Raw genomic sequence first — 18,694 nt, 5'->3', positions numbered from 1 at the left:
GACCGCCACGACCCTGGAGAGAGATGTCCTTCGACGCGCCGCCGTTCGCCCCCGCCGGGGTCGCTCAGCCGCGCGTGCCGCTCTCCTTCGAGCTGTATCCGCCGCGCACTACCGCCCCGATCGAGGCGCTGCACGAGACGATCCAGCAGCTGGCCACGGCCGCGCCGAGGTTCATCTCCGTGACCTACGGCGCCGGCGGGTCCGTCGGGGGACGTTCGCTCGACGTGCTGCGCTACATCCGCGAGCACACCTCGGTCGAGCCGCTCGCGCATCTCACCTGCGTCGGCAACACGTATGCCGGAGCCTCGCGGCTGATCCGGGAGTTCCTCGACGCCGGGATCCTCAGTTTCCTCGCCCTGCGCGGCGACCCGCCGCTCGACGAGAGCGAGCCGTTCCTCGGGGATCTGGAGAGCTCGGCGCAGCTCGTGCAGCTCATCGACCGGGCGCAGGCCGAGCGCGCGCCGTACCAGGAGCGACCGATCCCCGGCGTTCCGCGAGCCGTGCAGGTGACGCCGCGACGCAAGGTGAGCATCGCCGTGGCCGCCTACCCCAACGGGCATCCGCGTTCGACCTATCGCAACCAGGACATCGACGCGCTGCTGGCCAAGCAGGCCGCGGGGGCGACCCTCGCGATCACGCAGCTGTTCTTCCACCCCGACGACTACTTCGCGTTCGTGGAGCGCGCACGTCGCGCCGGGGTCACGATCCCGATCCTGCCGGGCATCATGCCGATCACCTCGCCCGCGCGCCTGCGCCGTGTGCTGGAGCTCAGCGGCGAGGAGCTTCCCGCCGAACTGTCCATCGCCCTCGAGGTCGAGCCGACGGCCGAGGGCCGCACCGAGATCGGCGTCGCGCATGCGGTGTCGCTCGTGCGAGAGCTGGTGGACGGCGGCGCGCCGGGCGTGCACCTGTACGCGTTCAACCAGCACCGCACCGTGCTGGATGTGCTCGAGGGGGCCGGCGTGCTGCCCGAGCGCAGCGCCGTCTCTCCGCAGGGCATCCCGCAGTTCGCAGATTCCCGCGGCGCGCACTAGGCCGCTTCCTTCCCCCTTCCGTCAGAGAGGACCGTCATGACCGCATTCCCCGAGGGCACCATCCTGGGCTACCCGCGCATCGGCCGCCGCCGTGAGCTCAAGAAGGCCGTCGAGGCGTTCTGGGCCGGACGGATCGATGAGGCCGAGCTCGAGCGCACCACCGCTGAGCTGCGCGCGACGACGCGCGAGCGCCTCGCCGAGCAGGGCCTGGGTCGCGCCGACTCGGCGATCCCCGAGTCCTTCTCGTACTACGACCAGGTGCTCGATGCCGCCGTCACCGTGGGCGCGATCCCCGCTCGTTTCGAAGACCTTCGGTCCGCCGACGGCACGATCGGCCTGCCGGCGTACTTCACCATCGCCCGCGGCGAGGGAGAGCGTGCGCCGCTCGAGATGACCAAGTGGTTCGACACGAACTACCACTACCTCGTACCCGAGATCGGACCGGACACCGCCTTCTCGCTCTCCAGCGACCGCATCGTGCGTCAGGTGCAGGAAGCGGCGCAGGCCGGCTTCCGCACCCGCCCCGTGATCGTCGGCCCCGTCACCTTCCTCGCGCTCGCCAAGGCGGCTGACGAGGCCCCGGAGGGCTTCGACCCGCTGTCCCGCCTGGACGACCTGGTCCCGGTCTACGCCGAGCTGCTCGGTGCGCTCAAGGCCGCCGGCGCCGAGTGGCTGCAGCTGGACGAGCCCGCCCTGGTGAGCGAGTCGCTGCCGTCGTCCGTCTCCGAACTCGGCGCCGCCGCCTCGCGCGCCTACGCGGTTCTCGGCGGCCTCGCCGAGCGTCCGGCGATCTTCGTCGCCGCGCCCTACGCCGCGCTCGACGCGAACCTCGCCGTCCTCGCCGCGGCTCCGATCGAGGCCATCGGTCTCGACCTCGTGCGCGGCACCGTGCCCGCCGCTGTTCCGGGACTCGCCGACAAGGTTCTGGTCGGAGGCGTGATCGACGGGCACAACATCTGGCGGGGCGACCTGGCCGCAGCCTTCGACACGCTCGAGGCACTGCGCGACCTCGGTGCGGCCGGTGTGTCCGCGTCGACCTCCACGTCGCTGCAGCACGTGCCGCACGACGTCGAGGACGAGTCGAAGCTCGACGCCCGCCTGGTGAACTGGCTCGCCTTCGCCGACCAGAAGGTCGCGCAGGTCACCACCCTCGCGAAGGGTCTCTCCGAGGGCCGCGCCGCGATCGCCGTGGAGCTCGACGCCGCCTCCGCCGCTCTGACCGACCGGCTCGGCGCGCCCGGCGTGCGCGTGGACGCCGTCCGTGCCCGCACCGCCGCACTGACCGCCACGGACTTCGACCGCGGCGACTACGACGCCCGGGTGGCTGCGCAGTCGATCGCGCTCGATCTGCCCGCGCTTCCGCTCACCACGATCGGGTCCTTCCCGCAGACCGGCGAGATCCGCCGCGCCCGCGCGCAGTTCACCAAGGGCGAGATCACGGCGGATGAGTACGACGGCTTCCTCCGCGAGGAGATCGGCCGCGTCGTGACGCTGCAGGAGGAACTGGGCCTGGACGTGCTCGTGCACGGCGAGCCCGAGCGCAACGACATGGTGCAGTACTTCGCCGAGAACCTCGACGGCTTCGACGTCACCGAGAACGGCTGGGTGCAGTCCTACGGATCCCGTGCCACCCGCCCGTCGATCCTCTGGGGCGATGTCTCGCGGCCGGCCCCGATCACGGTCGAGTGGTCGCAGTACGCGCAGTCGCTCACGGCGAAGCCCATGAAGGGGATGCTGACGGGTCCGGTGACGATCCTGGCCTGGTCGTTCGTCCGCGACGACCAGCCGCTCGCCGAGACCGCCAACCAGGTGGCTCTTGCGCTGCGCGACGAGATCGCGGACCTGGAGGCCGCCGGCATCGGCGTCATCCAGGTCGACGAGCCGGCGCTGCGCGAGCTCCTGCCTCTCAAGCAGGCCGACCAGCCCGCGTACCTGGACTGGTCCGTCGGCTCCTTCCGCCTCTCCACCGCGGGCGCCGAGACGGCGACGCAGGTGCACACCCACCTCTGCTACTCGGAGTTCGGCGTCGTCATCGACGCGATCAAGGCGCTGGACGCCGACGTGACCTCGATCGAGGCCGCGCGCAGCCGCATGGAGGTCGTCACCGACATCGCTGCGTCGGGCTTCGACCACGGCATCGGACCGGGCGTCTACGACATCCACTCGCCGCGCATCCCCGACGCGTCCGAGGTGGAGACGCTCCTGCGCCGTGCCGTCGAGGAGATCCCCACGCGGCAGCTCTGGGTCAACCCGGACTGCGGTCTGAAGACCCGCGGCTACGAGGAGACCAACGCCTCGCTGCGCAACATCGTCGAGGCCACGCGCCGCGTCCGCGAGGACGTGTCGGTCGCGGTCTGACCTTCCCGCACCGGGCTTCATCGAGGCCCCCTCGCAAGCGCCGAGGCCCCCACCCAGATACGGATCTGAGAGGGGGCCTCGGTACGCAGAGGGGGCTTCGACGTGGAAGGGGCGGGAATCAGACCGCGCGCAGCACCGCTACGACCTTGCCGAGCACCGTCGCATCGTCGCCGAGGATCGGTTCGAATGCGCTGTTGCGGGGGAGCAGCCACACGTGGCCATCGCGACGGCGGAACGTCTTCACCGTGGCTTCGCCGTCGAGCATCGCGGCGACGATCTCGCCGTTCTCCGCCGTGCCCTGAGAGCGCACGACGACCCAGTCGCCGTCGCAGATGGCCGCGTCGATCATCGACTCGCCAGAGACCTTCAGCATGAACAGATCGCCCTTGCCGACGAGCTGACGGGGGAGCGGGAAGATCTCCTCGACCTGCTGCTCGGCGGTGATCGGCACACCGGCGGCGATCCGGCCCACGAGGGGCACGAGTGCCGCGTCGCCGACGGACGGGGCCGTATCGGCGGGATTCTCGGTGGATGTGCCGGGAAGGTCGATCAGGACCTCCATGGCCCGGGTCTTGCCGGCATCGCGACGCAGATAGCCGCTGAGCTCGAGCTGGCCGAGCTGATGCGTCACGCTGCTGAGGGACTTGAGGCCGACGGCGTCGCCGATCTCGCGCATGCTCGGCGGGTAGCCGTGCCGCGCGATCGAGGTCTGGATGACCTCGAGGATCGCCATCTGCTTCGCACTGAGGCTCTTGCGGCGCCGTGTCCGCGGGACCTCGGGGCCGGGGGTCGCACCGTCGCTCATGCCATCTCCTTCGTGTGCGTCGTGCCCTCGCGGATCGGTGGGATCGGCATGGATTCGCGGGCGGCGATTCGAATGTCGGTGGTCCGTGATGGGGTCTTCGTATCGAAACCGTATCCGAGATCGGGCCGGAATCGATAGATCTGTTCGAGCGTGTCGGCAAGTCTTCGGAACCGATATTCGAAGAAGTCTTGACAGATGTTCGAACTCGAAAGTAGTTTCGGTACGTAGGTTCGCCTCTCCAGAGGCCCGGATTCGAAGATTCTCATCAGAGGATGCGGATCCGGGGAGAGGCGGACCGACACAGACACTGAGGAGAAGCACCATGAGCAGCATCACCTTCGCCGGTCAGGTACCCGCCACGCGACTGCGGATCACCGCACGCGGCCGGCGCGTGCTCGCGGCGCTGGTCGCGCTCCCGGTGGCCGGAACGATCGCGTTCGCGGCGCTGAGCAGCGGATCCGCGCTCGCCTCCGGGGAGCAGACGACGGGCAACACCTTCGCGACCGTCACGGTGCAGCCCGGCGACACCCTGTGGTCGATCGCGGGCGAGATCGCGCCGAATGCCGACCCGCGCGACGTGGTCGCCGAGATCTCGAAGCTGAACCTCGTCGACGGAGGTGTGATCGAGGTCGGACAGCACCTGGCGATCCCGGCACGGTACGGATCGACCGGGCGCTGATCCCGTCCTTCGAAGCAGCTCGGCAACCCTGCGTCGGCGCAACTCGGCAACCGTACTTCGGCGTCGCTCAGCAACCGTACTTCGGCGTCGCTCAGCAACCGTACTTCGGCGTCGCTCAGCAACCGCGGTCATCTGTGCCACGCACCACAGCGCGGCCGCCTAGCATGGCAGGGTGACTGTCTCGCTCGACGATTTACCCCTTCGCGACGATCTCCGTGGGCTGCGGCCCTATGGCGCCCCGCAGGCTCCGCTGCCCGTGGCGCTGAACGTGAACGAGAACACGCATCCGGTGCCGGAGCAGGTCGCGAGCGACATCCTCGACGACATCGCCGTGGCGCTGCGTGACGTCAACCGCTATCCGGATCGTGAGTTCACAGAGCTCCGTGAGGCGTTCGCCGGCTACCTCGGCCATGACCTCACCGCCGCGAACATCTGGGCCGGTAACGGCTCGAACGAGGTGCTGCAGCACATCCTGCAGGCGTTCGCCGGTCCCGGTCGCACCGTGTTCGGGTTCGCCCCGACCTATTCCATGTACCCGCTGCTCACTCAGGGCACGGGGGCTTCCTGGATCGCCGGTACCCGCCACCCCGACTACGAGCTCACCGTCGACGAGGCGGTGGCACAGGTCGTGGAGCACGACCCCGACGTCATCCTGCTGTGCGCGCCGAACAACCCCACCGGCACTCCGCTCCGGCTCGACGTGATCGAGGCGGTGTACGAGGCGGCGCGCGGCATCGTGATCGTGGACGAGGCCTACCAGGAGTTCGCCCCGAAGGATTCGCCGTCGGCGCTGACGCTGCTGCAGGGACGTCCGCGGCTCGCCGTCTCCCGCACCATGAGCAAGGCCTTCGCCTTCGCCGGAGCGCGGGTCGGCTACCTCGCGGCGGATCCGGCATTCATCGACGCACTGCGTCTCGTGCGCCTGCCGTACCACCTGAGCGCCCTCACCCAGGCGGCGGCGGTCGCGGCCCTGCGCAATGCGCCGATCATGCTCGCGATGGTCGACGAGATCGTCGCGCAGCGCGATCGGATCTCGGCCACGCTCGAGGCCCTCGGCTACACGCCGCACCCGTCCTGGTCGAACTTCGTGCTGTTCGGCGGCGTCGCGGACCCGGCGGCAACGTGGCGCGCTCTGTATGACAAGGGCGTGTTGATCCGCGATGTCGGCATCCCGAACCACCTGCGCGTCACGGCCGGCACAGAGGCCGAGACCACCGCATTCCTGGACGCCCTCGCCTCGATAGGATCGGCCTCATGACCGCTGAGACCCCTGTTGCGGCCCGGACCGCGCGTCGCACCCGCTCCACGTCCGAGTCGACGATCGAGCTCGAGCTCAACCTCGACGGCACGGGTCAGAGCCACATCGACACCTCGGTCCCGTTCTTCGACCACCTGCTGACGGCGTTCGCGAAGCACTCGCTGACGGATCTTACGGTGCGCGCCTCGGGCGACATCCACATCGATGCGCACCACACGGTGGAGGACGTCGCGATCGTGCTCGGTCAGGCGATCCGCGAGGCGCTGGGCGACAAGAGCGGCATCTCCCGCTACGGCGACGCTCTCGTGCCCCTCGACGAAGCGCTCGTGCAGGCGGTCGTCGACATCTCGGGTCGGCCCTATCTCGTTCACGAGGGCGAGCCGGCGGGCTACGAGCACCACCTGATCGGCGGCCACTTCACGGGATCCCTCGTCCGTCACGTCTTCGAAGCGATCGCGTACAACGCGGCGCTCACCGTGCACGTGCGCGTGATCAGCGGTCGCGACCCGCACCACATCGCCGAAGCCGAGTTCAAGGCGTTCGCGCGCGCGTTCCGTCAGGCCAAGTCGCTGGACCCGCTGGTGGTCGGCGTGCCCTCCACCAAGGGCGCGCTGTGACCGCCCAGGCAGAGGGTCGCCGTCCGACCGTCGCGGTCTTCGACTACGGATCCGGCAATGTGCACTCCGCCGTGAAGGCGCTGATCCGCGCCGGCGCGGACGCGGAGCTCACCGGCGATCGCACCGCGGCGCTCGAGGCCGACGGGCTCGTCGTCCCGGGCGTCGGCGCGTTCGCGGCCGTCCGCGAGGCGCTGGCCGCGCACGGCGGTGACGAGATCATCGAACGGCGCCTGGCCGGCGGTCGTCCTGTTCTGGGCATCTGCGTGGGCATGCAGGTGCTGTTCGCCGGCGGTGTCGAGCGCGGCGCCGAGGTCGACGGCCTCGGGGAGTGGCCCGGCATCGTCACCGAGCTGGACGCGCCGGTGCTGCCGCACATGGGCTGGAACACTGTGGAGCCCGACCCGGACAGCGTCCTGTTCCGGGGGATCGAGCACGAACGCTTCTACTTCGTGCACTCGTTCGCCGCGCAGACGTGGGAGCTCGACGTCATGCCGCCGTTCCCGCAGCCGCGGCTCACCTGGGCCGAGCATGGCTCGCGATTCCTCGCCGCGGTCGAGAACGGACCGCTGTCCGCGACCCAGTTCCACCCGGAGAAGTCCGGCGAGGCCGGCATCCAGCTGCTGCGCAACTGGATCTCCACGCTCTGACCCCCTCCTCGGAGTGTGACGGCGGGGGATTGGTGCCCCGCACGCACCCGGACTACTCTCTTCTCGTGCCGCGCCCGAAGAGCGCAGCGCACCGTGACCCGAAGGACGACATGAACGAGTTCGCGCAGTCCCCCTCCCTGACCCTGCTCCCGGCGGTGGACGTCGCCGGCGGCCAGGCCGTGCGCCTGACGCAGGGCGAGGCCGGAAGCGAGACCAGCTACGGCGATCCGCTCGATGCCGCCGCCGAGTGGGTGGACCAGGGCGCCGAGTGGATCCACCTCGTCGACCTCGATGCCGCGTTCGGCCGCGGCAGCAACACGACGATCCTGCGCCGCGTGATCAAGCAGTTCCGCAGCGTCAACGTGGAGCTCTCCGGCGGGATCCGCGACGACGCGAGCCTCGAGGCGGCGCTGGAGTCGGGCGCGTCACGTATCAATCTCGGCACCGCGGCGCTGGAGAACCCCGAGTGGGCCGCCGACGTCATCGCGCGCTATGGCGATGCCGTGGCAGTGGGCCTGGACGTGCGCGGCACAACACTCGCCGCCCGTGGCTGGACCAAGGAGGGCGGAGACCTCTGGACGGTGCTCGACCGCCTCGAGGACGCCGGCTGCAGCCGCTACGTCGTCACCGACGTCACCAAGGACGGCACGCTCAAGGGGCCGAACCTCGACCTGCTCCGCGAGATCACCGCGCGCACCCCGAAGCCCGTGGTGGCATCCGGCGGTATCGCGAACCTCGATGACATCGCCGCGCTCCGCGAGCTCGTGCCGCTCGGCGTCGAGGGCGCGATCGTCGGCAAGGCGCTGTACGCCGGCGCGTTCACCCTGGCCGAGGCGCTGGATGTCGCCGGATCCTGACGGTGCCGTGTCTGGTACTGCCGGATGCGATCACGATCACGGCGCGCATCCCAGCACGGGCGACTCCGCAGGAGTTCCCTGGGCGGGGCGTTCGTTCGAGGAGAACACCCGCGCGGGCGATGACGGCTCTGCGGACCCGGCTCTCTGGGACGCGCTGACCCGGTTCCGCGCCGGTGCCGGGTCGCAGGCCGAGGTCGTCGACGCGTTCCGCGCCGCGCGCGTGCTCGTGCCGCTCGTCGCGGAGAAGGGCGAGGAGGGCGTGGCACCGTCGGGCCTGACGGTGGACAAGACCCAGGAGCTCTCGCTCGTCACCGTCGCCGCGCCCGACGGACGCACGGTGCAGCCGGCGTTCACGAGCGTCGACACGATGCGCGCGTGGGATCCGATCGCGCGCCCCATCCCCGTCGAGGCGGCCCGCGTGGCGCTGTCCGCCTCTTCGGGGGACGCGGAGCTCATCGTGCTGGACCCCGGATCCGAGACCGAGTTCGTGCTGCGCCGTCCCGCGGTGTGGGCGATCGCGCAGGGGCAGCAGTGGGAGCCGAGCTTCCTCTCGCCCGAGGTCTACGCGGGCCTTCTGGAGAGCGTCGGCAGCGAGCTCGCCGTGATCGATGTCGCCGTCTCCGCAGGCGACCCGGACGCGCGCCTGCGCGGCCCGGAGCTCATCGTCACGCTCGAGCTCGTCGAGGGACTGGACCGGGAGACGCTCGATGCGGTGCTCGCGCGTCTCGCTCAGCGCTGGGCCGCAGACGACCGCATCGCCGTGCTCGTCGACTCGCTCACGGTGCGGCTGCGCGCCAGCGTCTGAGGGTGCGGGCGAGCCCGGTCAGTTGACCGGGCCGGTCCACTTCTCGCCGGGCCCCTGCCCGATCGGATCCGGGATGACGGACGCCTCTCGGAACGCGAGCTGCACGGAGCGCAGCCCGTCGCGCAGCGAGCGTGCGTGCATGTCGCTGATCTCGGGGGCGGCAGCCGTGATGAGGCCGGCCAGGGCGTTGATGAGCTTGCGGGCCTCGTCCAGATCCTTCTGCGTGTCGGGGTCATCGGCCAGGCCGACCTTGACCGCGGCGGCGCTGAGCAGATGCACGGCGGCCGTGGTGATCACCTCGACGGCGGCGACGTCGGCGATGTCCCGGGCGGCGCCCGTCGCGGTGTCATCGAGCGTGGAGGTGGAGGGGGAGACGTGCTCGTGGCCGTCGGGCGCGGGAGTGCTCACAGTGCCGGCTTTCCGAAGGCCTTGCCTTCTGATAGACTTCTGCGGGCTCCGGGGCTTATGTCCCGGCACGAAAGAGGATTCACTTCCCACCCGCGCTTGCCGCTCAAGGCTACCGGGTCCAGCACTCCGCCGATTCACATCGGTAGCCGCCGTGCAGCGACAGCTGTGCAGCGGGTCAGGGTGTCGCCGGCGTCTGACTGCCGGCGGGTGGGACGATTCTGATTTCGCCCGTGATCCGTCCGGATCACGGTGGCCGAAACCATCGTCTAAGGAGTCCGCATCAGCGATCCCCGCACCAATGAGCGCATCCGCGTCCCCGAGGTCCGCCTCGTCGGCCCCGCGGGTGAGCAGATCGGCGTCGTCCGCATCGAGGCCGCACTGCGTCTTGCGCAGGAAGCCGACCTCGATCTCGTCGAGGTGGCCCCGAACTCGAAGCCTCCCGTGGTCAAGATCATGGACTACGGCAAGTTCAAGTACGAGGCCGCGCAGAAGGCGAAGGAAGCTCGCCGCAACCAGGCGAACACCATCCTGAAGGAGGTGCGCTTCCGTCTGAAGATCGAGGCGCACGACTACACGACCAAGCTCAAGCGTGCCGAGGGCTTCCTGAAGGCCGGCGACAAGGTGAAGGCGATGATCCTGTTCCGCGGTCGGGAGCAGTCCCGTCCCGAGCAGGGCGTGCGGCTCCTCCGCAAGTTCGCCGAGGACGTGGCCGAGTTCGGCACGGTGGAGTCCAACCCCACCATCGACGGACGCAACATGGTCATGGTCGTCGCCCCGCTGAAGAACAAGTCCGAGGCGAAGGCCGAGCAGAACGCGGTGCGCGACGCGCAGCGCGCGGCCAACAAGCAGGCGGCCCGCGACGCCAAGGCGCCGGGCGCGCCGGCAGAGCCCGCAGAATCGGCTGCTCCCGCCTCGACCACGGAGTGATCCGGTCGGAGCGATAAGCCCCACACAGACCTCCCGCAATGCGCGGGCAGAACCCTGTCGCCCAGCTGGGCGCCATACGAAGGAAGAGAAGATGCCGAAGCAGAAGACCCACTCGGGTGCCAAGAAGCGCTTCAAGATCACCGGCAGCGGCAAGCTGAAGAAGCAGCAGGCCGGGATGCGTCACAACCTCGAGCACAAGTCGAGCCGCCGCACCCGCCGCCTCAACCAGGACCAGGTGATGTCGAAGGCTGACACCAAGGTCGCCAAGAAGCTCCTCGGCCGCTGACGCGCCCGATCTCACGAACAGGAACACACGAAAATGGCTAGAGTCAAGCGCGCCGTCAACGCTCACAAGAAGCGTCGCGTCATCCTCGAGCGCGCCTCGGGTTACCGTGGCCAGCGCTCGCGCCTGTACCGCAAGGCGAAGGAGCAGGTCACCCACTCCCTCGTCTACGCGTACCGCGACCGTCGCAAGCGCAAGGGCGACTTCCGTCGTCTGTGGATCCAGCGCATCAACGCCGCTGCCCGCCAGAACGGCATCACGTACAACCGCTTCATCCAGGGCCTCGGTCTCGCCGGCGTCCAGGTCGACCGCCGCATGCTCGCCGAGCTCGCCGTCAACGAGCCGGCGACGTTCGCCGCGCTGGTCGAGACGGCCCGCAAGGCTCTGCCGGCGGACGTCAACGCGCCCAAGTCGGCTGCGTAAGCACGAAGTCGGCTGCGTAAGCATCTGAATCACGAAGGGGCGTCGTCCATGAGGGCGGCGCCCCTTCGGTGTCCCTAGACTGTGATCGTGCTGGAGAACCCCCGATCCCCGCGCGTGCGCGCCGTCGCCAAGCTCACCAAGCGCAGCGCCCGCACCGAGACAGGCCTGTTCCTGCTGGAGGGCCCGCAGGCGGTCCGCGAAGCGCTGTCCTATCGGCCCGAGGCCATCGTCGAGCTCTTCGCGACGCCGACCGCATGGGACAAGCACGGCGACCTGCGTCAGGCGGCGGCCGACGCGGACGTGCGCTTCGAGTACGTGACCGAGTTCGTGCTCGCGGCGATGGCCGACACCGTCACGCCGCAGGGCGTGGTCGCGGTGGCCCGGCAGACGCCCACGTCCGTGCGGGACATCTTCGCCGCCGCTCCGCGCCTCGTCGCGATCTGCGAGGAGGTGCGCGACCCCGGCAACCTCGGCACCATCATCCGCGCCGCCGACGCGACGGGCGCCGATGCGGTCGTGCTCACCGGACGCACGGTCGACCTGTACAACCCGAAGGTCGTGCGCTCGACCACCGGATCCCTCTTCCATCTGCCGGTCTCGGTCGGCGGCGATCTCGCCGATGTCATCGAGCGCGCGCACGCTGCCGGCCTGCAGGTCGTCGCCGCGGACGTGAAGGGCGATGACCTGCTCGCGGCCCGTGCCGAAGGCGTGCTCGCCCGGCCCACGGCGTGGTTGTTCGGCAACGAGGCGCACGGGCTGGAGGAGCCGGCGCTGGAGCTGGCCGATCGGGCGCTCCGGCTGCCGATCTTCGGCCGGGCCGAGTCGCTGAACCTCGCCACCGCCGCCAGTGTCTGCCTCTACGAGAGCGCGTTCGCCCAGCGCGCCTGAGTATGAAGATCCTCATCGTCGAAGACGACGAACGCGTGGCCGACGCCCTCGCCGGGTTCCTCGGCCGTGCCGGCTATGCGGTGGAGCGTGCGGGCGACGGACGGGGCGCTCTCGACATGCTCGGCACCGACACGGAGGCCGTGATCCTCGATCTCGGCCTTCCGGACATCGACGGCATCGACCTCTGCCGCCGCATCCGCGCGGTCAGCGGGGTCCCGATCCTCATCGCCACCGCGCGCAGCCAGGTGCACGAGCGCATACGGGGACTGCGCGCCGGGGCCGACGACTTCCTGGTCAAGCCCTATGACGTGCAGGAGCTGCTCGCCCGCATCGAGGCGGTCACCCGCCGCAGCCATGCGATCGCCGGCGAGGTCGGGCCGGTCGGCATCGACATCGACGGTGTGCGGATCGACCTCGTCGCGCGCCGGGTGCTCGTGGACGGCGAGCCCGTGGAGCTGACCCGCAAGGAGTTCGACATCGTCGCGGTGCTGGCCAGGTATCCGGGTGTCGCCGTGCCGCGCGAGCGACTCATCCGCGAGGTGTGGAACACCGATTGGCAGAGTTTCGCCCGCTCGCTCGAGGTGCACGTCGCCTCGATCCGGCGCAAGCTGGGGCGGCCGGCGCTCATCGAGACGGTCCGCGGCGTGGGCTACCGGCTGACGGGACTGTGACCCGTGCGGAAGCGGTTGTTCATCGTGTTCCTGGTGCCGCTCGCGGCGGTGCTGCTGCTGCTCGGCGGCGCATACGGCTGGGCGGCCTCCCGCAGCGTGCAGCAGGGCTTCTACACGCAGCAGGTCGGTGACATCGGCACGTTCGTGACGAGCGCGCGGCAGGCGCTGCTGTCCGGAAGCTCCGAAGTGCTGGACGGCGAACTGCAGCGGTACCACGATCTGTACGGCACGCGCGTGATCGTGGTCGACCGGTCCGGGCGACCCTGGTCACCGCAGCAGGGCGAGTCCCCGGTGCTCGACGACGCCACCGTGAACAAGGTGCAGCTCGCTCTCTCCGGGCGGCGCAGCGACCTGCCGGAGCCCGTCCTGCTGCCGTGGCAGTTCGCCGAGCAGTCGCTGGTGGAGCCGATCTTCGATCAGGGTGACGTCATCGGCGCCGTGGTCATGTCCGCGAGCGTGGAGGCGCCGCGTGCCGAGATCGTGCGGCAGTGGATCCTGCTCGGCGTCGTCAGCGTGGTCGCGATCGGGGTCGGCCTGCTCGTGGTGCTGGGCCTCGCGCGCTGGGTGCTCAAGCCGGTGCACCGCGTGGACGAGGCGATGGAGGCCATCGAGCGCGGTGACATGGAGGCGCGCATCGCCGACGACACCGGACCCCCGGAGCTGCACCGCATGATCCTGCTCTTCAACCGGATGGCGGAGGAGATCGAGCGCGTGGTGTCGCGTCAGCAGGAGATCGCCCTCAACGCGTCGCACGAACTGCGCAATCCGCTGAGCGCTCTGCTGCTGCGGGTGGAATCGCTCGCGACGGGCCTGGACCGCAGTTGGGACGACGAGGTCGAGGCGACGCGCGAAGAGGGCCGGCGGATGTCGAGGATCCTGGAGACCCTTCTGTCGTTCGCGCGCGGATCCGATCCCGCGCCGCTGCGCGATCCGGTCGATCTCGCCGATCTCGCCGAGCGCCGCGTGGTGGCCTGGCAGGACGCGGCGGCCGCGAAAGGCGTCGCACTGGCTCTGCACGTCCATGCACCGGTGCGCTCCACCACGGATGAGACCATCGCCGAGAGCGCGCTGGACGCCGTGATCGACAACGCCGTGAAGTTCTCGCCGGCGGGCACGGTGGTCGACATCACGGTGGCGCGCGCGGAGACCGCTTGCGAGCTGTCGGTGCGCGATCACGGTCCGGGCCTTGCGGAGGACGAGCTCGCGCATGCGACCGACCGGCACTGGCGCAGTGACCGGACGCGCGCGATCCCCGGCACGGGCCTGGGCCTCGCGATCGCCACGGATCTGCTGGCCACGGTCGATGCAGGGGTGCGTCTGGAGGCGCCGGAGGACGGTGGGCTCCGGGTAGTCCTGGTGCTCCCCGCCGCGGAGGCGCGATGACCGTGCAGAGCAGCCAGGGGCGGCCCCGGCGCACCGCGCCGAGCGGTGGCGCGACGCGGTCGGGGTGGAGGACGGCGCGGATGCTGGTCGCGCTGCTGCTCTGCGTGCTGAGCGTGTCGAGCCTCGCCTCGTGCGCACCGGAGGACCGCAGCTGGGCGGACAAGCCGCAGACGATCGCCGGCGGGGGAGCGACCGGGGTCTACTACGCCTACGGCCAGCAGTACGCCGCGGCTCTCGCCACCCGCCTCGGCGTCCGGTTCACCGCGCAGCAGACCAATGGATCCGTCGACAACCTGGAGCGGATCGGATCCGGCCGGGCGGTGCTCGGCTTCGCGCAGGGCGATGCGGTCGCGGACGCCGTGGCGGGCACGGGCGCGTTCGAAGAGGCGATCCCGATCGTCGCCGTCGCTCGGCTGTACGACGAGTACGTGCACATCGTGGTCAGGGACGGATCCGATGTGCACGACCTGCGCGACCTCGCAGGGCGCAGGGTCTCGCTGGGCGCGCGCGGCTCCGGGGTGGAACTCGTCGCCCGACGCGTGCTCGCGGCCGCCGACGTGGACGCCGCCGCGATCAGCAATCCGGAGCTGGGCCTCGAGGGGTCGATCGCGGCTCTGCGCAAGGGGGAGATCGACGCGTTCTTCTGGGTGGGCGGGTTGCCGACACCGGGCATCGCGACGCTCGCGGCCGGCACTCCGATCCGGTTGCTGTCGATTCCGCCGGCTGTCGTCGAGGCCGTCAACGCGGCGCATGCCGGTGCCTACCGGCAGGCCGACTTCCCGATCGGCGGCTATGGCATCGACAGCTCGACGGTGACGATGACGGTGCCGAACTACCTGATCGCCCGCGCCGATGCGCCGGAGGCGCTCATCCACGACGCGACGGCGGTGCTTTTCGACGAGCGCGCGACGATCGCCCGGGTTGCACCCGCGGCGGCGCTGCTCGATCGCAGGCAGGCGATCTTCACCGACCCGATCCCGTTGCACACCGGTGCCGCACGGTACTACCGGGAGACGCACGACTGAGGGTGCGGCGCATCCTGTGGAACACCGCTGTCGCGTGCGGGAAACCGCCCGGAAACGGGAGCGACGAAACCCTCAAGGAATCCTCAAGCGCAGTGCTCCGGGAGCGGGCGAACCAATAGCGTCATCGTCACCCCGCGGTTCCATCCGCCTCGCTCGTCCTCACGGAGTTCCGACATGCCCGAATCCCGCCCTGCCTCCGTCGGCGCACCCCTGGTCGTGGTCGACCACGTGCAGAAGCACTATGGCGACTTCCAGGCGCTGACCGACATCGACCTCACCGTGCACAAGGGCGAGGTGGTCGTCATCATCGGACCGTCCGGATCCGGCAAGTCGACCCTCTGCCGCACCATCAACCGTCTGGAGACCATCACCAGCGGCTCGATCACGATCGATGGCAAGGAGCTTCCTGCCGAGGGCAAGGGCCTGGCCCAGCTGCGCGCCGACGTCGGCATGGTGTTCCAGTCGTTCAACCTGTTCGCGCATCTGACGATCCTCGAGAACGTCACGCTGGGGCCGATCAAGGTGCGCGGCCTCAAGAAAGCGGATGCGGAGAAGGAGGCCATGCAGCTGCTCGAGCGCGTGGGCGTGGCCCAGCAGGCCTCCAAGCTCCCCGCACAGCTCTCCGGCGGGCAGCAGCAGCGCGTCGCGATCGCCCGGGCACTGGCGATGCACCCCAAGGTGATGCTCTTCGACGAGCCGACCAGCGCGCTGGATCCGGAGATGATCACCGAGGTCCTCGACGTCATGATCGAGCTGGCCGCGAGCGGGATGACGATGATCGTCGTCACGCACGAGATGGGCTTCGCCCGCAAGGCGGCGAACCGCGTCGTGTTCATGGCCGACGGCCGGATCCTCGAGGAGGCCGGTCCCGAGGAGTTCTTCACCAACCCGCAGTCGGACCGTGCCAAGGACTTCCTGTCCAAGCTGCTCACCCACTGACCTGATCCCGCACCACAGCACCCTGCACTGAAGGAGAAGCACATGCGAAAGTCACGGATCCTCACCGGCATCGGCATCGCCGCCGTCGCCCTGATCGCCCTCACCGGCTGCAACAGCGGCAGCCCGACCAGCCCCGGATCCACGGGGGAGGGCGTGAGCCCGACCAGCGACAAGCCGCTGTTCGAGGTCGCCAAGGACGTCAAGCTCGAAGGCAGCCCGACGTTCGACCGCATCACCAAGAACGGCAAGATCACCATCGGCGTCAAGGAGGACCAGCCTGGCCTCGGCTTCAAGGACGCGACCACGGGTGAGCGGAGCGGCTTCGACATCGACATCGCGCGCTGGATCGCGGCGTCGCTCGGCTACAGCGAGGACAAGATCGAGTTCAAGCCGATCCCGTCGGCCAACCGCGAGCAGTCCATCGTGAACGGCGACATCGACTATTACGTCGGCACCTACTCGATCACCGACAAGCGCAAGGCCGTGATCGACTTCGCCGGCCCGTACTTCGTCACCGGCCAGGGCCTGCTGGTGCGCAAGAGCGAGGACACGATCAAGAGCGAGAAGGATCTCGCCGGCAAGACGGTCTGCTCCGCGACCGGATCCACGCCCCTGCAGAACATCCAGGCGAACTTCCCCGACACCAAGACGGTCGGTCTCGACCTGTACTCCGCGTGTGTGGACCAGCTGATCAGCAAGCAGGTCGATGCCGTGACGACGGACCAGGCCATCCTGATCGGCTACGCCTCGCAGGATCCAGAAGAGCTCAAAGTCGTCGGCGAGCCCTTCACGACGGAGAAGTACGGCGTGGGCCTGGCCAAGGGCGACGCGGCACTGCAGACGTTCATCAACACGATGTTCACCGAAGGCGGCGACACCTGGAAGGCGATCTTCGAGAAGAACCTCGGCGCCAGCGGCATGAAGGTCACCCAGCCCGCGGTCGAGAAGTGATCCGGGGCGGCCGGCGGGGCTGACCCCGCCGGCCGCTTCTTCCCCGACGTCCTCGGACGTCCCCGAACCCGAACCGGAAGGAGAGAGCGCGTGGACGCACTCCTGGGCAATCTCGACCTGTGGGGGCAGGCGACCCTGAACACGGTCCTGCTCTTCCTCGGCGGCGGCGCGCTGGCGCTCGTGCTGGGCACCATCGTCGGCGCCATGCGGGTCTCGCCGGTGCCGATCGCCCGCGGCGTGGGCACGGTGTACGTGAACCTGGTGCGCAACACCCCGCTCACCCTGGTGTTCTTCTTCTTCGTCTTCGGATATCCGAAGCTCGATCTTCCGGAGATCCCGTTCATGCCGCTGGGCATCATCGCCCTCGGCATCTACACCGCGACCTATGTCGCGGAAGTCCTCCGTGCCGGCATCAACACCGTGCCCGTGGGGCAGGCCGAGGCCGCCCGCGCGATCGGCCTCACCTTCGGGCAGGTGATGACGCTTGTCGTCATGCCGCAGGCGTTCCGATCGGTGGTGCCGCCCATGATGAGCGTGTTCATCGCGCTGCTGAAGAACACGACGGTGGCGGCCGGCTTCTCCATCGCCGAGCTCGCCGCGCTGCGCGCCACCGTCGCCGATTCCGCGAACCGGCCGGGCACTGTCATGGAGATCCTGTTGTGGGTCGCCGTGGTGTTCATCGTCCTGGTGTTCCTGCTGAGCCTCGTGCAGCGGCACTTCGAGAAGAAGTGGAGGATCGTCCGATGAGCGGCGCATCCGTTCTCTACGATGTCCCCGGCCCCAAGGCCGTCCGGCGCAACCTCCTCCTCGGCATCGTGACCGTCCTGGTCGTGGTCGCCGCGGTCGGTTTCGTCGTCTATAGATTCGCGGTGACCGGCCAGTTCGACGCCGCGCGGTGGAACCTCTTCACCTACTCGCTCGTCTGGCAGGGGATGGCCCAGGCGCTGTGGGCGACCGTGAGCGCCTTCCTCGCCGCCGCGGTCGGCAGCATCCTGCTCGGCTTCGTGCTGGCGATCGGGCGGCTCTCCGACCACGCCTGGGTGCGGGTGCCGGTCACCGTCGTGATCGAATTGCTGCGCGCCGTGCCGGTGCTGGTCATGATGATGATCTTCTTCTACGGCGTGAACTCGATCCCCGGATCCACCTTCCGGATGTCGGCGTACGCGGCCGTCGTGATCGGCCTCGTGCTCTACAACGGTTCCGTGCTCGCCGAGGCGCTGCGCGCCGGTGTCGAGGCGCTGCCGAAGGGGCAGAAGGAGGCCGGTTACGCGATCGGCCTGCGCAAGTCCGGCGTCATGGTTTTCATCCTGCTGCCGCAGGCGATCCGGGCGATGCTGCCGGTCATCGTGGCTCAGCTCGTGGTGACGCTCAAGGACACGGCGCTCGGCTTCATCATCACCTACCCCGAACTCATCTACTACGCCAAGTACCTCAGCGGGCAGCCCGGCCGCCCGCTGCTGCAGGCGGGTCTCATCGTCGCGGTCATCTACATCTCCATGTGCCTGATCCTCTCCGGTATCGCGAAGTGGCTCGAGGTGCGCACCCGGCGCTCGCCGAAGGTGCTCCACCACGTCGGCAACTCCGCCGCGGACGACGAGTCGACCCTGACCGAGGTCATCGCGCTGCAGGGCCGCGCCGGCAACCTCGACGCCGGCGGCGGGCCGCGCTGACCCCGGCGCGCTCAGCGGGGGGCTTGAGCGCGCCGGTCCCCACCACGCCGACCGAGGCGCCCTGTA

21 protein-coding genes are annotated in these 18,694 nt (G+C 69.6%); 19 read left to right on the top strand and 2 right to left on the bottom strand.

Features of this window, described 5'->3' with window-relative positions; translation table 11 throughout:
• The first annotated feature begins 23 nt into the window (after positions 1-23).
• Positions 24-1,034, top strand: a complete 1,011-nt coding sequence (locus tag AC1DCT_RS04815) for a methylenetetrahydrofolate reductase (RefSeq protein WP_477427799.1) — start codon at positions 24-26, stop codon at positions 1,032-1,034.
• Between the two features lie 36 nt (positions 1,035-1,070).
• The gene (metE, locus tag AC1DCT_RS04810; RefSeq protein WP_477229362.1) at positions 1,071-3,392 is read left to right on the top strand and encodes a 5-methyltetrahydropteroyltriglutamate--homocysteine S-methyltransferase; all 2,322 of its coding nucleotides are present in this window, start codon (positions 1,071-1,073) and stop codon (positions 3,390-3,392) included.
• 118 nt (positions 3,393-3,510) lie between these two features.
• On the opposite strand, the gene lexA is transcribed toward metE, so the two are convergent.
• Positions 3,511-4,197: a transcriptional repressor LexA gene (gene lexA / locus AC1DCT_RS04805; RefSeq protein ID WP_477229361.1), complete on the bottom strand. Its 687-nt coding sequence runs from the start codon at positions 4,195-4,197 to the stop codon at positions 3,511-3,513.
• 322 nt (positions 4,198-4,519) lie between these two features.
• Here lexA and AC1DCT_RS04800 point away from each other — a divergent pair, with 322 nt between their 5' ends.
• The 6 genes from AC1DCT_RS04800 to AC1DCT_RS04775 all read left to right on the top strand — a co-directional run bounded on the left by AC1DCT_RS04800 (position 4,520) and on the right by AC1DCT_RS04775 (position 9,060).
• Entirely contained in the window at positions 4,520-4,876 is a 357-nt protein-coding gene (locus AC1DCT_RS04800) for a LysM peptidoglycan-binding domain-containing protein (RefSeq protein WP_441976177.1), read from the top strand.
• Between the two features lie 172 nt (positions 4,877-5,048).
• Complete coding sequence (locus tag AC1DCT_RS04795) at positions 5,049-6,134, top strand: histidinol-phosphate transaminase (protein ID WP_441976176.1); 1,086 nt, start codon at positions 5,049-5,051, stop codon at positions 6,132-6,134.
• The gene (hisB, locus tag AC1DCT_RS04790) at positions 6,131-6,751 is read left to right on the top strand and encodes an imidazoleglycerol-phosphate dehydratase HisB (RefSeq protein WP_477427797.1); all 621 of its coding nucleotides are present in this window, start codon (positions 6,131-6,133) and stop codon (positions 6,749-6,751) included. Before AC1DCT_RS04795 ends, hisB begins: the two co-directional genes overlap by 4 nt.
• Positions 6,748-7,398 (top strand): imidazole glycerol phosphate synthase subunit HisH, encoded by a 651-nt coding sequence (hisH, locus tag AC1DCT_RS04785; protein ID WP_440734470.1) that lies wholly within the window; start codon positions 6,748-6,750, stop codon positions 7,396-7,398. Before hisB ends, hisH begins: the two co-directional genes overlap by 4 nt.
• 110 nt (positions 7,399-7,508) lie before the next feature.
• Entirely contained in the window at positions 7,509-8,255 is a 747-nt protein-coding gene (gene priA / locus AC1DCT_RS04780) for a bifunctional 1-(5-phosphoribosyl)-5-((5-phosphoribosylamino)methylideneamino)imidazole-4-carboxamide isomerase/phosphoribosylanthranilate isomerase PriA (protein ID WP_477428430.1), read from the top strand.
• On the top strand, positions 8,239-9,060 hold the full coding sequence (locus AC1DCT_RS04775) for an SseB family protein (RefSeq protein WP_477427795.1): 822 nt from the start codon (positions 8,239-8,241) through the stop codon (positions 9,058-9,060). Before priA ends, AC1DCT_RS04775 begins: the two co-directional genes overlap by 17 nt.
• Before the next feature lie 18 nt (positions 9,061-9,078).
• On the opposite strand, the gene AC1DCT_RS04770 is transcribed toward AC1DCT_RS04775, so the two are convergent.
• Complete coding sequence (locus AC1DCT_RS04770) at positions 9,079-9,381, bottom strand: DUF1844 domain-containing protein (protein ID WP_477428428.1); 303 nt, start codon at positions 9,379-9,381, stop codon at positions 9,079-9,081.
• A 366-nt stretch (positions 9,382-9,747) separates the two neighbouring features.
• On the opposite strand from AC1DCT_RS04770, the gene infC reads away from it, so the two are divergent.
• From infC to AC1DCT_RS04715, 11 genes are all read left to right on the top strand, one after another.
• Positions 9,748-10,395 (top strand): translation initiation factor IF-3, encoded by a 648-nt coding sequence (gene infC, locus AC1DCT_RS04765; RefSeq protein ID WP_440734731.1) that lies wholly within the window; start codon positions 9,748-9,750, stop codon positions 10,393-10,395.
• A gap of 91 nt (positions 10,396-10,486) precedes the next feature.
• Entirely contained in the window at positions 10,487-10,681 is a 195-nt protein-coding gene (gene rpmI, locus AC1DCT_RS04760; RefSeq protein ID WP_440734468.1) for a 50S ribosomal protein L35, read from the top strand.
• Positions 10,682-10,714: 33 nt separating this feature from the next.
• On the top strand, positions 10,715-11,101 hold the full coding sequence (rplT, locus tag AC1DCT_RS04755) for a 50S ribosomal protein L20 (RefSeq protein WP_045272308.1): 387 nt from the start codon (positions 10,715-10,717) through the stop codon (positions 11,099-11,101).
• Positions 11,102-11,188: 87 nt separating this feature from the next.
• Positions 11,189-11,989 carry a TrmH family RNA methyltransferase gene (locus AC1DCT_RS04750; protein WP_440734467.1) on the top strand — a complete coding sequence of 267 codons (801 nt, stop codon included), beginning with the start codon at positions 11,189-11,191 and terminating at the stop codon, positions 11,987-11,989.
• A gap of 2 nt (positions 11,990-11,991) precedes the next feature.
• Positions 11,992-12,660 (top strand): response regulator transcription factor, encoded by a 669-nt coding sequence (locus AC1DCT_RS04745; protein ID WP_440734466.1) that lies wholly within the window; start codon positions 11,992-11,994, stop codon positions 12,658-12,660.
• Between the two features lie 3 nt (positions 12,661-12,663).
• Positions 12,664-14,043 (top strand): sensor histidine kinase, encoded by a 1,380-nt coding sequence (locus AC1DCT_RS04740; protein ID WP_477427793.1) that lies wholly within the window; start codon positions 12,664-12,666, stop codon positions 14,041-14,043.
• Positions 14,040-15,068, top strand: coding sequence for a TAXI family TRAP transporter solute-binding subunit (locus tag AC1DCT_RS04735; RefSeq protein ID WP_477229357.1), 1,029 nt, complete (start codon positions 14,040-14,042; stop codon positions 15,066-15,068). Before AC1DCT_RS04740 ends, AC1DCT_RS04735 begins: the two co-directional genes overlap by 4 nt.
• 174 nt (positions 15,069-15,242) lie before the next feature.
• Positions 15,243-16,007, top strand: coding sequence for an amino acid ABC transporter ATP-binding protein (locus tag AC1DCT_RS04730; RefSeq protein ID WP_440734463.1), 765 nt, complete (start codon positions 15,243-15,245; stop codon positions 16,005-16,007).
• 42 nt (positions 16,008-16,049) lie between these two features.
• The gene (locus AC1DCT_RS04725) at positions 16,050-16,958 is read left to right on the top strand and encodes a glutamate ABC transporter substrate-binding protein (protein ID WP_440734462.1); all 909 of its coding nucleotides are present in this window, start codon (positions 16,050-16,052) and stop codon (positions 16,956-16,958) included.
• A 90-nt stretch (positions 16,959-17,048) separates the two neighbouring features.
• Positions 17,049-17,705, top strand: coding sequence for an amino acid ABC transporter permease (locus AC1DCT_RS04720; RefSeq protein ID WP_440734461.1), 657 nt, complete (start codon positions 17,049-17,051; stop codon positions 17,703-17,705).
• Positions 17,702-18,628: an amino acid ABC transporter permease gene (locus AC1DCT_RS04715; RefSeq protein ID WP_441976170.1), complete on the top strand. Its 927-nt coding sequence runs from the start codon at positions 17,702-17,704 to the stop codon at positions 18,626-18,628. The genes AC1DCT_RS04720 and AC1DCT_RS04715 overlap by 4 nt, the downstream gene beginning before the upstream one ends.
• Positions 18,629-18,694 lie beyond the last annotated feature (66 nt).

The sequence above is a fragment of the Microbacterium sp. 10L49 genome, from assembly GCF_056395125.1.
Note: the sequence above shows the minus strand (reverse complement) of the source record. Positions and strands in the feature narration are given on the sequence as shown.

Excerpts from the sequence above, each read along its gene's own strand:
- AC1DCT_RS04815 (WP_477427799.1), top strand. The coding sequence starts at position 24 with ATGTCCTTCGACGCGCCGCCGTTCGCCCCCGCCGGGGTCGCTCAGCCG.
- metE (WP_477229362.1), top strand. The coding sequence starts at position 1,071 with ATGACCGCATTCCCCGAGGGCACCATCCTGGGCTACCCGCGCATCGGC.
- lexA (WP_477229361.1), bottom strand. The coding sequence starts at position 4,197 with ATGAGCGACGGTGCGACCCCCGGCCCCGAGGTCCCGCGGACACGGCGC.
- AC1DCT_RS04800 (WP_441976177.1), top strand. The coding sequence starts at position 4,520 with ATGAGCAGCATCACCTTCGCCGGTCAGGTACCCGCCACGCGACTGCGG.
- hisB (WP_477427797.1), top strand. The coding sequence starts at position 6,131 with ATGACCGCTGAGACCCCTGTTGCGGCCCGGACCGCGCGTCGCACCCGC.
- priA (WP_477428430.1), top strand. The coding sequence starts at position 7,509 with ATGAACGAGTTCGCGCAGTCCCCCTCCCTGACCCTGCTCCCGGCGGTG.
- AC1DCT_RS04775 (WP_477427795.1), top strand. The coding sequence starts at position 8,239 with ATGTCGCCGGATCCTGACGGTGCCGTGTCTGGTACTGCCGGATGCGAT.
- rpmI (WP_440734468.1), top strand. The coding sequence starts at position 10,487 with ATGCCGAAGCAGAAGACCCACTCGGGTGCCAAGAAGCGCTTCAAGATC.
- rplT (WP_045272308.1), top strand. The coding sequence starts at position 10,715 with ATGGCTAGAGTCAAGCGCGCCGTCAACGCTCACAAGAAGCGTCGCGTC.
- AC1DCT_RS04745 (WP_440734466.1), top strand. The coding sequence starts at position 11,992 with ATGAAGATCCTCATCGTCGAAGACGACGAACGCGTGGCCGACGCCCTC.
- AC1DCT_RS04735 (WP_477229357.1), top strand. The coding sequence starts at position 14,040 with ATGACCGTGCAGAGCAGCCAGGGGCGGCCCCGGCGCACCGCGCCGAGC.
- AC1DCT_RS04730 (WP_440734463.1), top strand. The coding sequence starts at position 15,243 with ATGCCCGAATCCCGCCCTGCCTCCGTCGGCGCACCCCTGGTCGTGGTC.
- AC1DCT_RS04725 (WP_440734462.1), top strand. The coding sequence starts at position 16,050 with ATGCGAAAGTCACGGATCCTCACCGGCATCGGCATCGCCGCCGTCGCC.
- AC1DCT_RS04715 (WP_441976170.1), top strand. The coding sequence starts at position 17,702 with ATGAGCGGCGCATCCGTTCTCTACGATGTCCCCGGCCCCAAGGCCGTC.